This is a genomic window from Nitrospirota bacterium, assembly GCA_016194305.1.
Taxonomy (GTDB): Bacteria; Nitrospirota; Nitrospiria; order JACQBW01; family JACQBW01; genus JACQBW01.
Window position 1 is genome coordinate 43,714 of sequence record JACQBW010000008.1, and the last position, 20,159, is coordinate 63,872.

General features: G+C 47.0%; 18 protein-coding genes. 9 read left to right on the top strand and 9 right to left on the bottom strand.

What is annotated here, in order from left to right; translation table 11 throughout:
- Positions 1-14: 14 nt before the first annotated feature.
- A complete protein-coding gene (locus HY200_03545) occupies positions 15-725 on the bottom strand; it encodes a tetratricopeptide repeat protein (GenBank protein MBI3594006.1) in 711 nt (236 codons plus the stop codon).
- A 74-nt stretch (positions 726-799) separates the two neighbouring features.
- Here HY200_03545 and HY200_03550 point away from each other — a divergent pair, with 74 nt between their 5' ends.
- Positions 800-1,420 (top strand): YihA family ribosome biogenesis GTP-binding protein, encoded by a 621-nt coding sequence (locus tag HY200_03550; GenBank protein ID MBI3594007.1) that lies wholly within the window; start codon positions 800-802, stop codon positions 1,418-1,420.
- Here HY200_03550 and HY200_03555 read toward each other — a convergent pair.
- From HY200_03555 to HY200_03565, 3 genes are read right to left on the bottom strand one after another with little or no spacing between them, the layout of a single operon-like run.
- Positions 1,387-1,791 (bottom strand): tetratricopeptide repeat protein, encoded by a 405-nt coding sequence (locus HY200_03555; GenBank protein MBI3594008.1) that lies wholly within the window; start codon positions 1,789-1,791, stop codon positions 1,387-1,389. The genes HY200_03550 and HY200_03555 overlap by 34 nt on opposite strands.
- A complete protein-coding gene (locus tag HY200_03560) occupies positions 1,788-2,768 on the bottom strand; it encodes a peptidyl-prolyl cis-trans isomerase (GenBank protein MBI3594009.1) in 981 nt (326 codons plus the stop codon). Before HY200_03560 ends, HY200_03555 begins: the two co-directional genes overlap by 4 nt.
- Entirely contained in the window at positions 2,765-3,748 is a 984-nt protein-coding gene (locus tag HY200_03565) for a SurA N-terminal domain-containing protein (protein ID MBI3594010.1), read from the bottom strand. Before HY200_03565 ends, HY200_03560 begins: the two co-directional genes overlap by 4 nt.
- A gap of 221 nt (positions 3,749-3,969) precedes the next feature.
- On the opposite strand from HY200_03565, the gene HY200_03570 reads away from it, so the two are divergent.
- A complete protein-coding gene (locus tag HY200_03570; protein MBI3594011.1) occupies positions 3,970-4,422 on the top strand; it encodes a hypothetical protein in 453 nt (150 codons plus the stop codon).
- Positions 4,423-4,453: 31 nt separating this feature from the next.
- Positions 4,454-8,365 (top strand): M6 family metalloprotease domain-containing protein, encoded by a 3,912-nt coding sequence (locus tag HY200_03575; protein MBI3594012.1) that lies wholly within the window; start codon positions 4,454-4,456, stop codon positions 8,363-8,365.
- Positions 8,366-8,396: 31 nt separating this feature from the next.
- Here the strand turns inward: HY200_03575 and mfd are convergent, their stop codons facing one another.
- The 5 genes from mfd to HY200_03600 form a co-directional block, all read right to left on the bottom strand.
- Complete coding sequence (gene mfd / locus HY200_03580; GenBank protein MBI3594013.1) at positions 8,397-11,738, bottom strand: transcription-repair coupling factor; 3,342 nt, start codon at positions 11,736-11,738, stop codon at positions 8,397-8,399.
- Positions 11,719-12,165 carry a D-glycero-beta-D-manno-heptose 1-phosphate adenylyltransferase gene (rfaE2, locus tag HY200_03585; protein MBI3594014.1) on the bottom strand — a complete coding sequence of 149 codons (447 nt, stop codon included), beginning with the start codon at positions 12,163-12,165 and terminating at the stop codon, positions 11,719-11,721. The genes mfd and rfaE2 overlap by 20 nt, the downstream gene beginning before the upstream one ends.
- A gap of 40 nt (positions 12,166-12,205) precedes the next feature.
- Positions 12,206-13,174, bottom strand: a complete 969-nt coding sequence (locus HY200_03590; protein MBI3594015.1) for a hypothetical protein — start codon at positions 13,172-13,174, stop codon at positions 12,206-12,208.
- Positions 13,171-13,770 (bottom strand): D-sedoheptulose 7-phosphate isomerase, encoded by a 600-nt coding sequence (locus HY200_03595; protein ID MBI3594016.1) that lies wholly within the window; start codon positions 13,768-13,770, stop codon positions 13,171-13,173. Before HY200_03595 ends, HY200_03590 begins: the two co-directional genes overlap by 4 nt.
- A gap of 206 nt (positions 13,771-13,976) precedes the next feature.
- Positions 13,977-14,150, bottom strand: a complete 174-nt coding sequence (locus tag HY200_03600; protein MBI3594017.1) for a hypothetical protein — start codon at positions 14,148-14,150, stop codon at positions 13,977-13,979.
- Positions 14,151-14,543: 393 nt separating this feature from the next.
- Here HY200_03600 and HY200_03605 point away from each other — a divergent pair, with 393 nt between their 5' ends.
- The 6 genes from HY200_03605 to fliN all read left to right on the top strand — a co-directional run bounded on the left by HY200_03605 (position 14,544) and on the right by fliN (position 20,148).
- Positions 14,544-15,686: a flagellar hook-length control protein FliK gene (locus tag HY200_03605; protein ID MBI3594018.1), complete on the top strand. Its 1,143-nt coding sequence runs from the start codon at positions 14,544-14,546 to the stop codon at positions 15,684-15,686.
- Positions 15,687-15,712: 26 nt separating this feature from the next.
- Positions 15,713-16,369, top strand: coding sequence for a flagellar hook assembly protein FlgD (locus HY200_03610; GenBank protein ID MBI3594019.1), 657 nt, complete (start codon positions 15,713-15,715; stop codon positions 16,367-16,369).
- A gap of 119 nt (positions 16,370-16,488) precedes the next feature.
- Positions 16,489-17,787: a flagellar hook protein FlgE gene (locus HY200_03615; GenBank protein ID MBI3594020.1), complete on the top strand. Its 1,299-nt coding sequence runs from the start codon at positions 16,489-16,491 to the stop codon at positions 17,785-17,787.
- A 277-nt stretch (positions 17,788-18,064) separates the two neighbouring features.
- On the top strand, positions 18,065-18,607 hold the full coding sequence (locus HY200_03620) for a flagellar basal body-associated FliL family protein (protein ID MBI3594021.1): 543 nt from the start codon (positions 18,065-18,067) through the stop codon (positions 18,605-18,607).
- Between the two features lie 160 nt (positions 18,608-18,767).
- Complete coding sequence (fliM, locus tag HY200_03625) at positions 18,768-19,763, top strand: flagellar motor switch protein FliM (GenBank protein MBI3594022.1); 996 nt, start codon at positions 18,768-18,770, stop codon at positions 19,761-19,763.
- On the top strand, positions 19,756-20,148 hold the full coding sequence (fliN, locus tag HY200_03630; protein ID MBI3594023.1) for a flagellar motor switch protein FliN: 393 nt from the start codon (positions 19,756-19,758) through the stop codon (positions 20,146-20,148). Before fliM ends, fliN begins: the two co-directional genes overlap by 8 nt.
- Positions 20,149-20,159: the final 11 nt, after the last annotated feature.

Consider the following 20,159-nt stretch of genomic DNA (forward strand, 5'->3'; position numbering starts at 1 on the left):
CTTTTTCAAAATTCTCACACCTCGTCTTTTTTGGCCAGTGCCAGGTACACCCCCGCATCCTTTCCCTCCGGATCGATAGCTTGAGCCTCTTCCCACTCCACCCGGGCGAGGTTTGAGAAACCTTTTATATAGTAGGTGACGCCAAGCTGGATCATCGCCGGGACAAAACTGGGATTGACCTCCTTGGCCCTCATCAAAACCCTGATCGAATCATCCAGGCGCCCTTTTTCCCGGAGGGTGATCCCGACAAGCGTAATGATATCCACGAGATTGGGCCGGTGAGTAAGTGCCTTTTGAAATTCCTCAAGTGCCTGGTCGTAAAGTCCGAGATCTTTGTATTGTTCTCCGAGGCGCTTGTGTTCTGAAGCAAGTTTTCCCTGAATGAAGGGATCTATCGTATTGGGAGACGTTTGAACGATCTGAAGCGCCTTGTTAAATACCTCTCTCGCTTCGTCAAACTTTCCCATATCGTTGTATGTGACGGCAAGGTTTAATGAACATTCAGTATATTTCGAATTAATTTGGAGGGCCTTCTGAAAGAAATCGGAAGCGGTTTGAAAATCCCCTTTCAGGTGAGAAATGAGTCCCAGCTTGTTAAATATATCAGCATAACCTTTGTTGGTTCCTTTTAGCAATGAGAGATAAAGAGGCTCCGCTTCATCGAATTTCTTATCGTCGTAGAGCTGGCTCGCTTCTTTTAAAACCGCTTCGAATTCAAAACCCATTCAGAATGCCTTCGACAAGTGAATAAAAACCTCCGGTAGTCAATTTACTATAAAAGTGATAGAGTGTCAATGTGATGAAGATAAAAAGCGCTGAATTTATAAGTAGTTGCGTAGATGTCCGTTCTTTCCCAAAACAGCTTCTACCGGAAATAGCCTTTGTCGGAAGGTCGAATGTCGGAAAATCAACCTTGATGAACCGTCTCCTCAATAGACACGCTCTGGTGAAAGTAAGCGGAACCCCGGGAAAAACACAGACCATCAACTTTTTCTTGATTAATAAGGCTTTTTATTTTGTCGATCTTCCCGGGTACGGGTTCGCAAAAGTCCCAGAAACAATAAGGCTCAGCTGGAAAAAGATGATCGAGAATTACCTCTCGCGGCGTGAAAATCTGGTCGGTGTAGTTTTATTGATCGATATTCGGAGAAGTCCGATGAAGGAAGACCTCCAGATGAAAGATTGGCTCGCCTCATTTCAAATTCCTGCATTGATGGTGGCGACCAAGTCTGATAAATTAAAAACAGGTCAAAAAATAAAATCGCTGGCGATGATCTATGACACTTACCAGGCAGAACAAATCATCCCTTTTTCAAGCCTGACAGACGAGGGTAAGGAAGAGATCTGGAAATCGTTATCCAGGTTGATGAGAGATGCGCCCCAAGCTCATTTGGCAGCGGGCGGCGGAAGCGGGGAATAGAGAGGATCCAACTCGTACGCTTGATTAAAGGCTTCTCTTGAAAGATCCATTTTACCTTTTTCATAGTAGGCATAGCCGAGAAGATAATAGGCTTCTTTATATTCCGGGTTCGCCTCGACGGCCTTTTCCAAAGCATTGATCGCTTTCTCGTAGCTCTTTTTTTGATACCACTGTACCCCTTCCTGGTAATGAAGACGCGCCTCCTGGTTGTCGAACAATGGTTCGTCGGAAATTTCGGTCGGGACAGCGTCCGGAGAACGATTTTCATCTTCTGCCAATACGGGTATCACCATCAGACAAAACCCTGTCAACAACATAGATATCAATGATAAAGAGATTGATTTTGAGATGGCTTTCAACAAAGCTTTCATGGGCGAGCTCCCTGGTTATTAAAACTCGGGTCTTTTAACAATGGCATTTCAATTGTAGCACTTTTCCTTAAATTTGCCATCCATTCGCTCATGAGCTGTTCGCTCTTTTCCTGAAATAACTTTTCTTTGATTTGCGGTGACACTTCGTCAAGGGATCTGTATTTGGCGGGCTTCTGGGTCACCCGCAACAGATGGACTCCAAGAGGGGATTCAACCGGAGATGACCACTTCCCCGCTTCGGTGTTAAAGGCGGCCTCGTCCAAAACGGAGAGAAGTTCCCCTTTTTCAAAGGTGCCTAGCTCTGAAAGGGTCATCGCTCTGGAATAGTTCCATTTCTCTTTTATCAGGTCTTCTATCGGTTCTCCTTTTTGAAGTCTTCCGTAAAGGATATGGGCTTCCTCTTTCACCTTTTCTCTGGCGGGGCCGTCATCATCAGGTTTCCACTCAAATAAAATTTGAGAAATCTCCCGTTTTTCCGGAATCTTGAAAAGATCCAGGTGATTTTGGTAGTAGGCCTGAAGTTCTTTTTCCTGAATGACGACATCTTGCAAGATATCTCTCTGAAAAAGCTTTCGAATGAGAAGCTGAATTTTGATCTCCTCCGTCACTTTTTCAAGAGTCAGGTTTTCTTTTGCGAGACTTTTCTTGAAGGCCTCTTCATCCTTCAATCCGTTTCGAACCCGGGTTTCCTCTAAGGCCGCCTGAACCTCGGAATCGGTGACAGAGAGCCCTTTCTTGCGAGCCGCTTGAATCTCCAGCCTTTGGTCAATAATTTGATTAAGGAGCTGCATGAGCGATGTGGACTCTTTCTGACGTTCAATCTCGAGTCTGCCTTCCACTTCACTCAGGAGGATCGGCTCTGAATTGACGACTGCGGCAATCCTGTCGATTAAGATTTCTTTCGCGAGCAGGGGGCATGCAAAGAATACCATGGCCAGAGACAAAATGGCTAGAAACGGTTTAGTCAGGAACTTCATTTCGGAATCCCTTTCACGTTTAATGCATCAGGAAGAATTTGAATGTCAGTTCTTTTCCTGAGATCAATTGCCCATTTGGCGAATTCCTTATCCCTTCTCTCTTGAAAAAGGAGAGTTCTAATCCTGGGAGCTTCTTCGCTGAGGGAAGAAATTTTTCCATTCTGTTTTCCCTCTACCCTGAAAATATGGTAACCATACGAAGTCTTGATGATTGGACTGATTGTATTAATGGGTAAAGATAGCGTCACTTCAAAACCCTCCGGCATCTGATCTTTTGTGAGGATCCCTAGGTCGCCTCCAAGATCTTTGTCCGGGCTGATGGATCTTTCCAGTGCCAGCTTGGCAAAATCGGCGCCTTTGACCAGGGCGCTGCGGATCTCCCGGGCTTCTTTTTCGGTACCCACAAGTATTTGTCTGATCCTGACACCGGGTTTTAATTTATAGTCATCGAGGTGGCTATTATAAAACTCTTTGATTTCATCCGGAGTGGGTTCCGGAACCGTTTCTGTTGCCTTTTCTTCCAGTTTCTGAATGATCATATTATCGCTTATTTTTTGAACCCATCTCTCATAAGTCAACCCTTTTCCCTTTAAAAGTTCGTTAAAGTCGTTTTCAGAGTATTCCGCTTTGCTTTTTGTCAGAAAATCATCGAGCTCCGATTTCGAAACTTGGATATTTTTTCTTTTTGCCTCCTGAAGAAATGTCCGGGTTTGAATCAGTTGGTCAAGAAGATCACTCTTTAAGCGATCAAGGGCTTCTCCCTGAGGAACGGGCATTTCACTGCCGATTTCAGCGATCGCCTGGTTCAGATCGGAATCGAGTATTTTCTCGCCTCCCACGACGACCAGAGTTTTGGAGAGGGGATCGATCTGTTTCTTCTTGCATGAGGAGATAGAAAAAGAGAGAAAGATTCCCCCGATCAGGATCAGGAGTATTGGCAAGAAAGGAGAGAAATGGGAACGGGAGATCACCTTGTTCATTGAAGGAACCAATATACTATGGAACGAGAGGAAATGAAAGACCGAAGTAATCGAAATTCCCCGTTTCCAGGGCAAGCGCATTAAAAAAATCATACTCTTTTTCGAAAAACACCTAGTCTGTCGCTCTCCTTTTCTATTATAAAGTCGAGGCAGATTATCATGGTTTCAATATTTTTTGACGTTGTATGACTGCAATTATTAAAAATGGATTGGAGGCGTCTATGAAGAATCTCGCCGAAAGTTTCCAAGATCGTCTCTTCCGATTATGGAAATACCTGTTTTTCCTGTTTTTTTTTGGTTGGGGAACTCTCTTTTTTGGAATTTCTCACGCATCAGAAGTGTCACTCGATGATTTGAATAAGAATCCAGACCAATTCTACGGACAAACGGTGACGATGAGAGGAAAGTTAAGAATGATAGGGAAAAACTACTTTGATCCCTCTTCGAAATTTGTCATCGAAGACCACAACGGAAAGATGATTTCTGTCAAACCCTGGCTTCCGCTCGAAATTGCTCCAGCTTCTCCAAATCGTCCTTTAACAACGACCCCTATGCCGAAGATCATGAGTGATTATATTGGAAAAGAGGTCAAAATGACGGGAAAAGTCCAATTAAACGACAGCAGGCATGAACATGAAATAAGACCCGATCAGGTTGAAGAGGTGAACCCTTAAATTCGATTTCAAGCCGCTGAGGAGGCAGACCATGGCTCAAAAAACGTTTGTTCTTATCCCTTTCTGTCTGATATTAGGACTGGCTTCGATTCCGAATGCCTGGGCGCAACCCTCACCTGGGAATTGGAAAATCGCCTTTTTAATGATCGATTTTCCGGATAAACCCGGTCAATCGACCCAAAGTTATTTTAACACGCTTCTTTTTGGGAATCATCCATCAAATGCCCCTTTGGGGAGTATGAAGGATTTTTACAATGAGGTGTCATACGGACAATTGACAGTTTCCGGCCAGGTGAATAACGGTACGGTGAACTGGTATCGGATGCCCCATTCCTATTCTTCTTACATTAACGGTTCGTACTCACTTCTTTCTGATGCTATTCTAACGGCGACGAGTGCCGGATTTGATTTTGGTCCCTATGATCAGGACAATGATGGCTATGTCGACGCCATTATTCTGATTCATGCCGGGACCGGGCAGGAGAATACCGGCTGTAGTTGTGATATCTGGTCGCATATGGGGATCGATACTTCGATTAACACAAGTGGGATCGATTCACTTGGTCAGTCGGTTTATACAGGTCGATTCGCAGTCGTCCCGGAATGGTGGGGATCCGTCGGTTATATGACGATCGGAGTCATCGCCCACGAATTCGGCCATATTTTGGGCGTTCCGGATCTTTACGATCCCGATTACACCTCAAGCGGATTGGGAAATTGGAGCCTAATGGCTGGCGGAAGTTGGAACGGTAATTTGGGCAATCGTCCTGCCCATATGGATGCCTGGAGCAAAATAGCGTTGGGCTGGGTCAATCCGGTTGTCCCTCGAAATGCGGCGGAATTAAACTTGCCTCCGGTGGAAACAAATCCTGTGATTTATAAACTCCACACGCCGAGCCAGGAATATTTTCTTCTGGAAAATCGGCAGATGATCGGATTTGATGCCGCCCTCCCAGGTCCGGGACTCCTGATCTATCATGTCGATGACTTGATTTCAAGTGGTAATCGTCTGGAATCGTATCCCGGCTGTACTATCTGTACGTCCCACTATCAGGTCGGTCTGATACAAGCCGATAACCGATGGGACCTTGAACATGGTCTAGGCCGGGGTGACGCGGGGGACCCTTACCCCGGGACGAGCAATAATCTACAGTTTAATGATTCAAGCAGTCCTAACAGCCGGTCTTATCTCAATCAGAATTCAGGGATTGCTCTGAATAATATCACCCGGTCAGGGCTGAATATTCTAGCCGCCCTATCCGATCTTTCAGCACCTTTCACCTCTGATTTTCCCATCAGCCAGGCGCCGCACCAACAGACCAATCCCCATGTACAATTTGACGGAACAAATTACATGGTTGTCTGGGACGATTTCAGGAGCGGAGCCAATCAAGTCTATGCGGCTCGCGTCGATTCCTCTGGTTTGGTGCTTGATGCGGCAGGAATTCATATTGCAGATGGCAAACTGATGGACATGTCGTTTGACGGAACAAATTATCTGGTCCTCTGGGGAACGCCCAGACTAGGGGGATGGAATGACCTCTTTGTCACTCGCCTTTCAGTTTCTGGAACCGTGTTGGATCCGGTCGGAACTTCTCTAGGTGTCGGCAATCTAGCGCAAGTGGCGTTTGACGGAACGAATTATTTTGCGGTCTGGCTCGGAGGGTACTTTCAAATCTACGGAGCCAGGATTACGCCATTAGGCAATATCTTGGATCCTGGCGGATTTCTTTTGACCCCCGGGACAGATTGGAAAGATGTTCCGGCCATTGCCTTTGGCGGAGGGAACTATTTTCTGATTTGGCGAGATTCCCAGCCGGGCACAGGGATTGCCTCGACTTATGGCTCAAGAATGACCTCAGACGGAGCCCTACTGGACAACCCCCCGATTCTTGTTTCCAATGGGTGTTGTTTCAATACTGCGGTTATTTATCAGGGGAACGGTTTTCTTCTGTTGTGGGGAGGATTAGGAGTTCGGGTCGACAAACAAGGAAATGTGCTTGATCCGGTACCACTCGTCCTGCCCAATAACGGCACTTCTACCAGTGTTGCTTTTGATGGATTAAATACGCTGGTGACGTGGCAAGATGCCAGTGGTAAAGTTCTCGGAAATTATGTTTCACCCAATGGGACAATTCTAAACGCCAGCCCGGAGGTGATAGCGATTCCATATGCCCGCACGGATTCTGCGGCGGTGGGTCCCGGAAATAATGGCATTCTGGTGGTTTGGCCTGACTGGAGGAATGAACCTGCAGCCAATCCAAATTTGATCTGGTCGACCTGTGAATTGGATTCCGCCTTCTATATTCCGGCTCTCTGCAATGTGGATCTCTACGCCAATTTTGCCCCGACGATTTATAGCGTTTTGTCGGTGAATAAAACAGGCGCCGGCACGGGTTCCATCCAATCAAATCCAGCCGGTATTCAATGTGGTACCATCTGTTCAGCCTCATATTTGAACGGAACATCCGTGTCCCTAACAGCCGTACCAGACGCGGGCTTCTATCTTTCAGGTTGGAACGGCGGATGTAGCGGAACCTCTTTGAACTGCACGATTACCGTTACCGCGCCGACGTCCGTCTCTGCCAGCTTCGATCCGATCACTTTCAATTTGAGTCTGACCAAAGCAGGAGGTGGAAGCGGATCGGTTTCCTCATATCCTCAAGGGATTAATTGCGGTTCGGTCTGTAGTGCAACGTTTGTCAATGGGACGGTCGCAGTATTAACCGCAAGCGCTCTTTCAGGATCGGTATTCACTGGCTGGAACGGTGTGTGCAGTGGGACGACAACGACTTGTACTTTGACTCTGAATGCAGATGTTTTAGTAACGGCGAATTTTGTCAATGTCACTGCAGCCCCGGATTTGATTTCGACGCTTCTCACCGTTACCACGACGGGTAGCAACATAGTCATAACCGACCGTATTCGAAATCAGGGAAATGGAGCCGCGGGACCGTTTACTGCAAGTTTTTATCTTTCTGTTGATCCCGTTTTCCAGAATGGCTCGGACATATTTGTTTGCAGTCGAAATATTGTGTCTCTGGCCGCGGGATTATATGATCCACCAAGCACCAACGCCAAGACAACCTGCCCGGTTCCAGCCGGAGTTTTACCCGGAACCTATTATCTAATTGAAGTAGTTGATTCCGGATTCCAAATTGCTGAAAGCAATGAATTCAATAATACCCGATACACTACAACCTCGTTATATGTGGGTCCTGACCTGATACCATATTTATTAACCGGCACCATCAGCGGAAGCAATCTGATCATTACAGACCGCGTTCGAAATCAAGGGAACGTGGACACAGGGCCGTTCAGAATCAGTTATTATGTTTCTGGTGATACGATTTACCAATCGGGAACTGATATCTTCGTTTGCAGCCGAAGTCTGTCTTCGTTGCCGGCTGGCACCTATGATCCTCCGAGCACGAATGCTACGACGACTTGCCCCATTCCGGCGGGTATTTCGGCGGGTCCCTACTACCTGGTTTCTGTAACTGACTCCGAAAGCATGGTTCCTGAGAGTAATGAAAGCAACAATGTCCGGACGACGACCAACTTATTAAATATTGGCCCGGATCTTTTCCCGGTTTATTTCACCGCGACAAAGTCGGGGACAAATTTGATTATTCGGGATCGCGTTAAAAATCAGGGAAACGTGAATTCAATGACCTTTACAATCAGTTTTTACCTCTCTGCTGATACGGTTTATCAGCCCGGAAACGATACCCTGATTTGCAGTCGAACTGTTGCTTCGTTGGCAGTGGCAATGTTCGATCCACAATCTGCAACCTACACGACAACAACCTGCCCGATACCAGCAGGCGTATCACCGGGTTCCTACTATGTTATCTCTGTCGATGATTCGGGGAACAGGGTGTTGGAAAATAACGAAACAAATAATTCTCGTGCTACCACCGGGGTTATAACGATTCCGTGATTTTTCATTCGGGCTTGGAAATAGAGTCCGTCTATAACAGGGAATGGAGACATTGGGTCACTTCAGATAAAATCTGATGGATCTCCTCTTCTTTCAGGAGGAGCTGAAAAGAAAATTCAGGAATCAGACGAATTTTCGGATTTCGGGTCAGTTTTTTAATGACCTCAATCGAGATTTCATGGCTTGAATGAAGGGTAAAATAAATTCCTTTTGAATTTCGATCAATTCGTTCGATTCGGAGCTGTTTAGCCAGAATCCGGATGCCAACCAGTTTGAACAGAAGTCTGACTTCTTCGGGAACCGGACCAAACCGGTCTCTCAATTCATCTTGAATCTTTTCTATTTCCTCTTCTTTATCTGTTGAAGAGAGTCTTTTATAAAAATAGAGCCGCTGATAAGAATCAGGAATGTACTCTTCCGGGATATAGGCCGAGACCCCCAGCTGCAAGGAAGGATTAAACTCTTCCTCCACTTTCTTACCGCGAAGTTCAGCCACACAATTTTCAAGCATCTTGATATAGAGCTCGAAGCCAATTGAGGCGATTTCTCCCGACTGCTGGGTGCCGAGAAAGTGGCCGGCACCCCTGATTTCCAGATCCCGGGCAGCGATTTTAAATCCGGCGCCCAATTCTGTGAACTCCTGGAGGGCCCGCAAACGTTTTTGGGCCTGGTCCGACAATGCCGACTGATTTTCCACAAGCAGAAAAGCATAAGCTTGTTGTCCGGATCGCCCGACTCGTCCCCGGAGCTGATAAAGTTCTGAAAGTCCAAAATGGTCAGCCCGGTTAATGATGATCGTATTGGCTCTCGGAATATCGAGACCTGATTCAATGATTGTCGTGGAAAGGAGGATCTGATATTCCCCCCGGATGAACCGCTTCATCACCTCTTCCAGCTGATGCTCGTTCATTTGGCCATGAGCGATGCCAATCGCCGCCTCCGGCACGAGACTGGTGATAAAATTTCCAATTTTTTCAATTCCCACCACCCGGTTGTGCACAAAAAAGACCTGACCGTTTCGATCGATTTCCCGCTTGATAGCTTCCCGGAGAATTCTTCGGTCAAGATGGGTCAAGATGGTACGTATGGCAAGCCGGTCCGCGGGTGGGGTCTCAATCACGGACATATTTCTCAAGTTCATCAGCGACATTTGGAGCGTGCGTGGAATCGGGGTTGCCGATAAAGTCAGGACATCGATCGATTTCTTGAGCTGTTTGATTTTCTCTTTATGGAGAACTCCGAATCTCTGCTCTTCGTCGACGATTAGAAGTCCGAGATCATGAAAGTGGAGGTCTTTTTGTAAAACACGATGGGTTCCGATTAAAATATCGATTGTTCCTTCGAAAACCCCTTTGACGATTTGTTTCTGTTCTTGGGTCGAACGAAACCGGCTTAACATTTCCACCTTGACGGGAAAAGGCGCGAATCGGCTAGAAAAATTATTGAAATGTTGTTGCGCAAGAAGAGTTGTCGGGACAAGGATCAGAACCTGTTTGTTGTCTTTGACCGCTTTAAAGGACGCCCGCATGGCAACTTCTGTTTTGCCGTATCCGACATCGCCGCAGATCAGACGATCCATTGGCTTATCTTCCTCCATGTCGCGGAGGACATCCTCAATGGCTCTCAACTGATCGGGAGTTTCTTCAAATTCGAAGGAAGCGGCAAATTCCTGGCTCATTTCATTCTCGGGAGAAAATGCGAATCCCCTTGCAATCTCGCGTGAAGCATAGAGGTCGAGAATCTCCCGAGTCATGGTTTCAAGCGTCTTCCTGACTTTTTGTTTGCGCGCTGACCAACCCGACCCACCGAGTTTGTCGAGTACAGGTAGCGTTCCTTCCACCCCGTTGTATTTTGAAATCACTTCAAGGCTGTCGAGCGGGACGAAGATTTTGTCATGACCCTTGTACTCGATCATGAGAAAATCAGAAGTGATTCCGTCGATCGTCAGATGTTTTAGCCCCAAATACTGTCCGATACCGTGATTGGCATGAACCACCAGGTCGGATATCTTAAGATCTTCAAATGAAGAGATAAATGATTTACTTTTTCTCCTGGCAGGTGTTCTGCTTCGCGGAACTTTTCCAAACAGATCTTCCTCAGTCAAAAAAAGGGTGGCGAGCTCCTTGTCGTAAAACCCGGACGAAAGAGTTCCTAAGGTGAGATAGAGAGGGGACGGTGAGGGGGACGGCACTTCTGATCTGGAATACCGGCTGACGGGAAGAAGATGTTCCATGCTGATATTCATCAAACGGACAAGCCGACTTTCCGTATGGCAAACGAGAAAAACGGTTTCTTTTTTTCGGAGCGCGTCCAGTAATTCGGTTATTTTTTGAAACGTTAGACCCGGAACACCCAGGCCAATCTGCGCGGGCGATTGAATAGCGAATGAGATTTTCTCTTTTCCGGTTCGCGATGATTCGAATTGAAGAGCACTCCAATGGATTGCAGGGCAGTTCTCAGCCTCCCGCAGGAGCTCCTTTGCGCCGTGATACAATTGCTGGGGCGTTTTGACCTGCAGACGACGGTCTAATGCCTGTGCATAATATTCGAATATCTCCCCTTCAAACTCCATCAGCTCTTTTTCGACTTTAAGAGGTTCGTCCAGAATCAAAAGAGGCGCTACTTTGAAATAGGAAAACAGGGAATGATTCTCTTTCCGAAGAGCTCCTTTTTTTTTGTTCAGGATTGGCCAAAGCTCAACTTCCTCATGCGGCAGAACTGATTTTTGGTCAAAGGGATTGAAACTTCGGAGAGACTCAATGAGGTCCCCCTCCAGCTCGAGCCGGACCGGCAGGTCTTTTTCGATGGGCCAGAAATCCACGATCCCTCCCCGGTGGGAAAACTCTCCCGGTGTTTCCACCATATTCGCGGGTTCAAACCCGAGTTCAATCAGTTTATCGAGAAGGCTTTCTTTTGGAAAAGATTCGAATAAATGCAGAACCAGAGAAGATTTTTGAAAAGTATCAGTTGAAGGAATTTGAGACATGAGAGACTGGGACGAAGCCACCACCAGGGTGCTCTCGTCGGCCCTTAACTGGACTAAATGCCGCAGTGTTCTTGTTCTTTCGGATAGGATGGCGGGAGGCGGATCGACCTGCTCATAGGGAACGATTTCAAGCGACGGAAAATAAAATATTGGTTTTTCCATCTCGAAGAAAGAGAAGAAAAATTGAATATCGCTGATCAGCTTTTCCCCTTCTTCGGAAGTCGGCGTGATAATCAGAAGAGAGCGATTTATCTCTTTAGAAAGGGAAGCGGCGAAAAAAGCCTTGAAGGAATCAGGAATGCCCTCCACCTCAATCGGCACCTTAAGGGGAGAAACGCCGATTTTACGGACGATCTGCCGAATCTTGTCACTGGTGAGCTGAACCATAGCGCGCCAGAATTTTTTCGATCAGCTGGGTTGTGGAATATCCTGGAGTCAGGGCGATCGAAACGACCTTTCCTCCTTCTTTTTCAACAATATCCCGTCCGATGATCTGATTGACGCCCCAGTCTCCTCCTTTCACCAGGAGATGAGGTTTTATAAGGGAGATCAAACCAGCGGGGTCTGGTTCGCCGAAGGAGGTGACAAAATCAACGCATTCCAGTCCAGAGAGCATTTCGAGCCGGTCTCGTTCCGGGGTGAGTGGCCTCAATTTCCCTTTCAATTTCCGAATCGAATCATCGCTATTGATGCCGACGATCAAAATGTCCCCCATCTCCTTTGCTTCCATCAGGTAATGAAGATGCCCGGGATGCAGAAGGTCGAAACAGCCGTTGGTGAAGACGATCGTCTTGCCTTTCTTCCTTAACTCCATCGCGATTTTCGAAAGTTCTTCGGCCGGCCTGATTTTTTGATTAAGTTTCACGGGAAGAGGATTTCAGAGAAAGGTGTTCAAGGATGCCCGCCGCCAGGAGTGGAACCATGATCTCATGGTGGCCCGTCAATCGGTATCCTTTCCCGCCCTGGAGGGTTGGACGATGGACGACATTGGTAACCGGACGGTAATGTTGAAGAAAATCCATATTGATCGTTGTAAAATGATCGACCTGATACTTCAGATTCCTGGCGACTGTAAGGGCTTTCAGGAAAACTTCCGGCATAATCACGGAAGATCCGATATTCAGGTAAACCCCTCCTTCCAGCTGGCTGACGACAGACGTAAGTCGATGGAAGTCCCTCAGAGAACCCAGTCCAATCGCTGCACCATCGGCTGAGGGATGCATATGAATGATATCGGTCCCGACTGCAACATGGATTGTTACCGGAATTCCGAGACGTACTCCAGCCGCAAGCAGGGAGTTCTGGCGGTACAGGAATGACTCGTCCAGGAGTTTTTTCCCAACCGCTTCTCCGATTCCTAAACCTTCTTTTACTCCCTCGGAAATAAACTGGTTCAAAACTTTCCCGGTTTCCTCGGCCATTCCGAAGGCGCCATCGCTCAGTTCTGCCGCCACATCTTCCGATGTGTGGCCGATAAAAGCGAGTTCAAAATCATGAATAATACCCGCTCCGTTCATCGACAGGGCGCTGATTATTCCTCTTTCCATTAAATCAATCAGAATGGGATTCAGGCCGACTTTAATCGGATGGGCTCCCATCCCGATCATCACAACTTTCCCCTGGCGGTGGGCCGTCGAGATTGCAGCGATCACCTCTTTCAGATCACCTGCGGCAAGGATTGGCGGAAGCTGATCGAGGAATTTTTGAAGAGTGTTCCCCGTCTTATGCGGAATGGCCTCATCCGCCAGTTTGACTTTGCTTTTTCTGCTTTTTATCGAGTAGGTTTTGATTTGATTTAAATCAAGCGAAGGAAATTTCTTCATAACGCAGGTGATTTAAGAGACCCGTAGAGAACTTCGTCTACCAATTCGCAGATCACATGTCCGAGCGTAATATGGGTCTCCTGGATTCGGGCCGTAACAGTCGACCGTACCACAAATGCAAGATCGGCGAGCGGAGCAATCTTTCCTCCCTTTCCTCCCGTAAAGGCGATAATTTTCATCCCTTTTTCCTTAGCGGCAAGTGCCCCTTTCACCACATTGGGAGAATTCCCGCTGGTACTGATAGCGACGGCGATATCCCCCTCCTGGCCGAAGGTTTTAATCTGGCGAGAAAATATTTCGGAATAGTCGTAGTCATTGCCAATACTGGTCAGGACCGCCATATCGGTTGCCAGGGCAAGCGCAGGGAGGCCGGGCCGCTCGATCTTGAATCGATTTACGAACTCCGCGGCGAGATGGGAGGCATCGGATGCGCTTCCCCCATTGCCAAAAAAGAAAATTTTGAGGCCCTTCCTAAAAGCTTTGACCGTGAGAGTTACCGCTTCCTCAATTTTTTCAGAGTGAGTCTCAATAAAGTCTTTTTTTGTTTCGATGCTTTGATCAAAAATCTCGCGTATTTTGTTTTGTATTGGCGTCATCTTTTTCTTTAAGGAAATATCTTATTGGGTAATTACGTTTCCGAATGTTTTCGTGAGCTCGTTGAATCAATTCTGTTCATTGAGATTGATAAGAAAGTTCGATACGCAAGGCCGCAGTTCCGAAGGCAAGGGAAACGTACGGATTGGGTACGTTGACGAGTCTGAGGAACGAGAACAGAGCAGATGGACTTTATAGTCAATCTGACTCAGTCGGATTCGGGCTCGGCATTGCCATGTTTGTGCGTGACCTTATCTTCATTATAAATCTCTTCCAACTCCTCCTCCAGCAACTCCGCTTCATTGGGCACCTTGATCAGCGGAATGGTAAGAGGGATTGATTTTTTGGGAGGTGAATCCTCTTTTTTGATATCGTCGCCCATCAGTTTCCTTCCCTGCCATCTTTTAATAATGATAAATCATAACACTTTTGTTTTTCCTAATACAAGTCTATCGCGAGAACTTCGTCGATAGGCAGAAAATTCCCTGGGTAGGCAACTATCCCCCGGGCCCAGTTTCGAAGTTCGGAGAGGCAATTTCGGCATCTCCTTGTAATTCAAGGAGAAACCAGTTTCTCACCATTTGGCACTTCGATTGCAAGGAGGTTTACCGAGAAAGGTTGAAATATGTCCGAACCATTCATCACCCGACCGACAAATCACTTTGAAAAGTTGTTGAACAGACCCGATTCGGGTTTGGAGGCCCTGCGACCCAACATGAAGAAACACCAGGAGGTTTTTACCCTTCCTCCAAGCAATGATCATTTCCGGAAAAATTTGAAAAGTCCAGAATCGAAAGAGGAGGAAGTGCTCAAAACTGAAAAAAATGGAAATGGTGATTCAATTCAAAGTGTGGATAAATCTCCTTCTCCGGAGACTTTGTCAATAAACCCCGTAATCCCGTCAGCGATTTCGCTAAGTCTGCTTTCTGAATCTATCCCGGACCCGGCCGCTGAAATCTCAACTGGATTTCAGGGAGGAGTCATTCTCCAGGGCGGGGGAGCACCTTTTTTATTACCACCGGATTTAAAATTGACCCCGGGGGGCACAAGCCCCTTGGAAGAAAATACCGGGGAGATGCTTGATGTTTACTCTCAGAATGATGCCAAGAATGAACTCTCCCTTTCGAATCCGGGGAGCCAGGCTCCGGTTACAAGTGCTACCCAGAGTGATACAATTCGGTCCGATCGAAAATCCGAGGCAACGTTATCACTGGAGGCATCCGGCTCCGAAATGGGGATTAATCCGATTTCAGTGGGAAAAAAAGGAGAACAAAAAAGCGAGGCTGAAAATAGTCGTAATGAAAATAAAAACGAAAACCAGCAGGATCAGAACCCGTCCACGGACCTTTTTTCTCGCCTTTCTTTGGAAAGGCCGCATGAAGGGAGTTTAAATCAGAACGCTTATTCGGTTCAACGGACAGGAGGAGATCAGTCCGCTCTGTCAATGCAGGCACTTCCACCCGGAGAGAAGGAGATATTACAGCAATTAACCGGTTGGTTATCGGCTCATCGAAGCAATGAACTTCAGACCATCAGATTAAAGCTCGCTCCCGAATCTTTAGGAGCAATACAGATCGATCTCTCCGTTCAGAATCAACAGGTGAAGGCGGATATGATTGCTTCGACCGAACAGGTTAAAGAGCTATTAGTCAGACATCAGGATCTTCTGAGAAACGGTTTGGCGGACAATGGATTACGAATCGACCAATTGACCGTTCGTCTTGAAGAGACCGCCCAATTCCAGGCTGGAGGGTCCATGAACTTTTTCAAGGGATTTTCTCAAAGGGAAAATTCCCCAACCCAGGCTTTCTGGAATCAAAGCGAGACCTCGACTCCAATATCCCACGCTCCATTACCGGTGGATCGCACATTGGTATACTCTGAAGGCAAGCAGGGGAGAGTCAGCATCTATATCTGATTTTAACAATGGAGGAAAAATAGAAAATGTCTACCGTACCCGTAACAGCAACGACACCGAATCCGATAGGCACCCCTCCAGTCGGAATTAACACACTGGGTCAGAATGCCTTTCTAAAATTATTGACGACACAACTCAGATACCAGGATCCTCTGAAGCCGATGGACAATACCCAGTTCGTCTCTCAATTATCGCAATTTAGCCAGCTCGAACAACTTACCAATCTCAATCAAACGATGACGACGATGGGGAGCAATTTTTCAACAATGAATAACAATCAGGTCGTCAATCTGCTTGGAAAAAATGTCATTGCGCAGGGAGGAACTGTCTCCCTCAATGGTGGTACGGCTCCATCGCTCTTCTACACGCTCAACGGAAATGCTTCCGCCGTAACACTTTCAATAACCGATTCGACAGGGAACCTCGTTCGGACAATCGATATGGGGCCCCAGGCATCAGGAAGACAATCGGCTTCCTGGGACGGTTTGAATAATGCGGGGACCGCTCTTCCCCAGGGTGATTACCAATACAGTGTTTCCGCAAAAGATACGACCGGTAACGCCGTTTCGAATACAACCTATACGCAAGGACTTGTGAGCGGGATCACCTATAATAATGGAGCCGCCTATTTAATTGTCAACGGGACAATGATTCCTGCATCGGGTCTGCTTCAGATAAATTGAAAGAAAAGAATGTTCATAACAAAAATCATGATTACTAACAGTCTAACCAAATTAATAATGTTCGATCTTCAGGATGGACTGTTTCAACATCCTGGAACAAAACAAAAAAGGAGGAGATAATGGCTATTCTATCAACACTCTCATCGGGGGTCAGCGGTCTCAATGCCTACGGAGAAGGACTTTCTGTCGTTGGAAATAACATTGCGAATATGAATACGGCAGGGTTCAAGGATGGTTCGGCTTCATTCGCCGATATCGTCAGTTCAAACCTTGCAGGAGGAACTTCATCTTCTCAGGTCGGAAGAGGGGTGTTTGTGGATGCGGTCACAACCAATTTTGGGCAAGGGTCATTTGAAACGACTTCGAACGGACTCAACCTTGCCGTCGACGGGAGTGGAATGTTTCTGGTGGCGGACGCAGCCGGTGCGGTCAATTACACACGAAACGGCACATTCCAGCTCGACAAAAACGGCATGATGGTCAATCCGGAGGGCCTCTTTGTTCAAGGTTATCAGGCAAATGCGGCGGGTGTCCTTTCGGGGCAGCTCGGCAGTCTCAATCTGGGAGCGACGGCTTTTCCTCCGCTTGCAACGGCCAATCTGACTCTGGCAGCAAATCTCAATTCGTCAAATGCGGTGACCGGTCCCTTTGTTCTGGCCAACGCCTCTCAGACATCGAATTTTTCGACCGGAATGTCAATATTTGACTCTCTTGGTAATAGCCATCAGATTAATTTTTATTTTACCAAGACTGCGGCCAACACTTGGGCGTGGAATGGCGTGGTCAATGCCGCTGACTCGGTGAACGGCATCGATGAAGTTCAGGCGCGCGGCACCTTGTCTTTTAATTCTAATGGTGCTCTGACAGCCCAAAGTGCTACAACGTATCTTTCAAATGCGGTTGCTGCCACTGGATTTAATTTTTCAGGAGGAGCAACGGCCAATCAAGCGGTTACATTTAACTTTGGAACGCCACTTCCGGGTGGTACGGGCCTGAATGGAATTACTCAATTTGCCGGAACGTCAGCAATCTTGAATTTGACTCAGGATGGATACGCAACCGGTTCGCTCGAAAGTGTTTCAATTGGAAAGGATGGGACGATATCCGGACTTTTTACCAATGGTAAGAACAGGACTCTGGGGCAGGTCGCGCTCGCCCGGTTTAACAGCCCGGAAGGACTCTCTCACCTCGGAAATAATCTTTTTGGCGCCACTGCCGATTCAGGCGCTCCGATAGTCGGGACGCCCGCCGCGTCAGGTCTTGGTACGATTCTGGCCGGTTCCCTTGAATTATCCAATGTCGATCTGGCGGAACAGTTTACAAAGATGATTGAATTCCAACGTGGATTTGACGCAAATTCTAAAGTCATCACGACAACCGATGATATGCTTCAAACCTTGGTCAATATCAAAAGGTAGGGAGTAAACAACAGAGAGAAGGAGGATTCGCCTCCTTCTCTCCCTTCTGTTCGATAGAGATCCAATCCGTCTGTCAATAAATTGACAGAGTCCTTCCTCCGCTTGACACACATTCTCTTAAACCGGCCTGAAATCAGTTTAAATTACGTCCATCTCTTCTTCGCTAACAATAATATTCAATTATTTCAATCCCTTTTATCCTCAGTGACATGAACTATAGAATGGCATGGACGTTGCAACATGCCGAACTGGAATCTTTTAATTAGAAAGGAAAATAATGGCAGACGAACCGAAGAATAAGGAAAAAGAGGGGGAGGAGAAGGGAGAAGCTCCTAAAAAGAGTTCGAAAACGAAGCTGATCATCTTTATCGTCCTCGGAGTTGTTCTTGTAGGAGGACTGGTCGGAGGGGGTCTCCTGTTTTTTAAACGGAGTTCAACGGCCGAAGCCAAGAAAACGCCGACGAAGGAGGAGGTCAAGGCAGAAACGAAAAAAGAGGCCGCAAAACAGGAGGATAATATTTCGATGTTTTCCCTCGATCCTTTTGTGGTCAATCTCGTCAGTAATCCTTCCGAAATCCGTTACCTGAAGGTGACCATAAAACTTCAGCTTGCAAAGGCCGATTACACTCAGGAGATGACGGATCATCTCCCGCAGATCCGGGACGCGTTACTGATCCTCCTGAGCAGTAAAGATTATGTGGCGCTACGAACAGTCGAAGGAAAGATGGAGCTCCGGGACGAAATTCTGGAGAGAGTCAATCGGATCGCCAAAGGGGACAAGGCAAAGGCCGCCTACTTTACTGAATTCGTCATACAATAGGGAATTTGTTTATCTTAAATGGTGTTGAATCTGACGAGAAGGGCTATTGGTCAAACCGCGGGAGCCACGCGGACGGAACGTACAGATTCAGTACGTGAGTCTTGCTGAGCGACGAGAACGACGCCAATGACTCGTTGTTGTCAGATGAGGAGAAAATAATATGGCAGATAAAGTTCTTTCTCAGGCCGAGGTCGACGCCCTCTTAAGGGGAGTCACCGATGGCAGCGTCAAGACTGCCGAAAAAACACCTCCTCCAACGGGGGTGAGAACCTATGACCTGACCAGTCAGGAGAGAATCATACGGGGTAGAATGCCGACGCTCGAGATTATCAATGAGCGTTTTGCACGATTTTTTCAAGTGTCACTCTCTTCGACGATACGTAAAACGGTCGATTTTTCCCCTCAATCAATCGGTGTGACCAAATTTAATGAATTTATTAGGAAGGTTCCTGTGCCCAGCAGCCTGATCGTTCTTAAGATGGAACCGCTCCGGGGGAATGCGCTTCTCGTGCTGGATGCGAGCCTCGTTTTTATTCTACTCGATTATTTTTTGGGAGGAAAGGGCCAAACTTATGTCAAACCGGAAGGAAGAGACTTTACCGCGATTGAACAAAAATTCATACAGAAACTTCTTGAGATGATTCTATCAGACCTTGAAAAAGCCTGGAACCCGGTCTATCAAACCAAAATTTCCGTGGTCAGAAGTGAAATTAACCCTCAATTTGTCATGATCGTGGCTCCGACCGAAGTCACTGTGACCATCACCTTCAAGGTTGAGTTAGAAGATAAGAATTTCGATCTTTTTCTCTGTCTTCCTTATCCTACGATAGAACCGATCCGGGAGAAACTCTATGGAGGATTTCAGAGTGATCAGCTCGAAGTCGATAAGGGCTGGGGAGATCGATTTAAAAGCCAGCTCGAAGGGTGTGCCGTCGATATGATGGCAGAGCTGGGAACAGCGACTCTTTCACTTCAGGAAGTCGGTCAACTTTCAAAAGGTGACGTAATTCTTCTGGATAGAGCGGTCAATGACGAACTGGTATTGAAAATTGAAAACCGGCCCAAATTTTTAGGACACCCCGGTGTGTCTCATGGGAACACTGCATTTCAGGTGACCCGGATTATTCGTTCACAGGAGGAGGTCAAAAATGGCTAATGAAGCAGGAGCGGCTCCCACACCCGTTCAGGGGAACTCCGCAGGAACAGAAAAAAAAGCAACTCCCGAAGCAAAACCGGCATCATTTTCTCCGGTGCAGGATAAAAAGGGGGGAGACTCCTTGAATAATATCGAATTTATTTTGGATGTCCCCCTCAGGATTAATGTCAATCTCGGTGCAGCCAGAATGGTGATTAAAGACCTGCTCCAGCTTGGTCAGGGATCCGTGATTGAACTTGAAAAACTGGCCGGCGAACCCATGGATGTGATGATTGGAGAAAAATTGGTTGCCCGGGGAGAGGTCGTTGTGGTCAATGATAGATTTGGCGTGAGGTTGACGGATATTGTGAGCCCGACGGAAAGAATCAAACAGCTCAACAAGTAGTGGATTCTTGG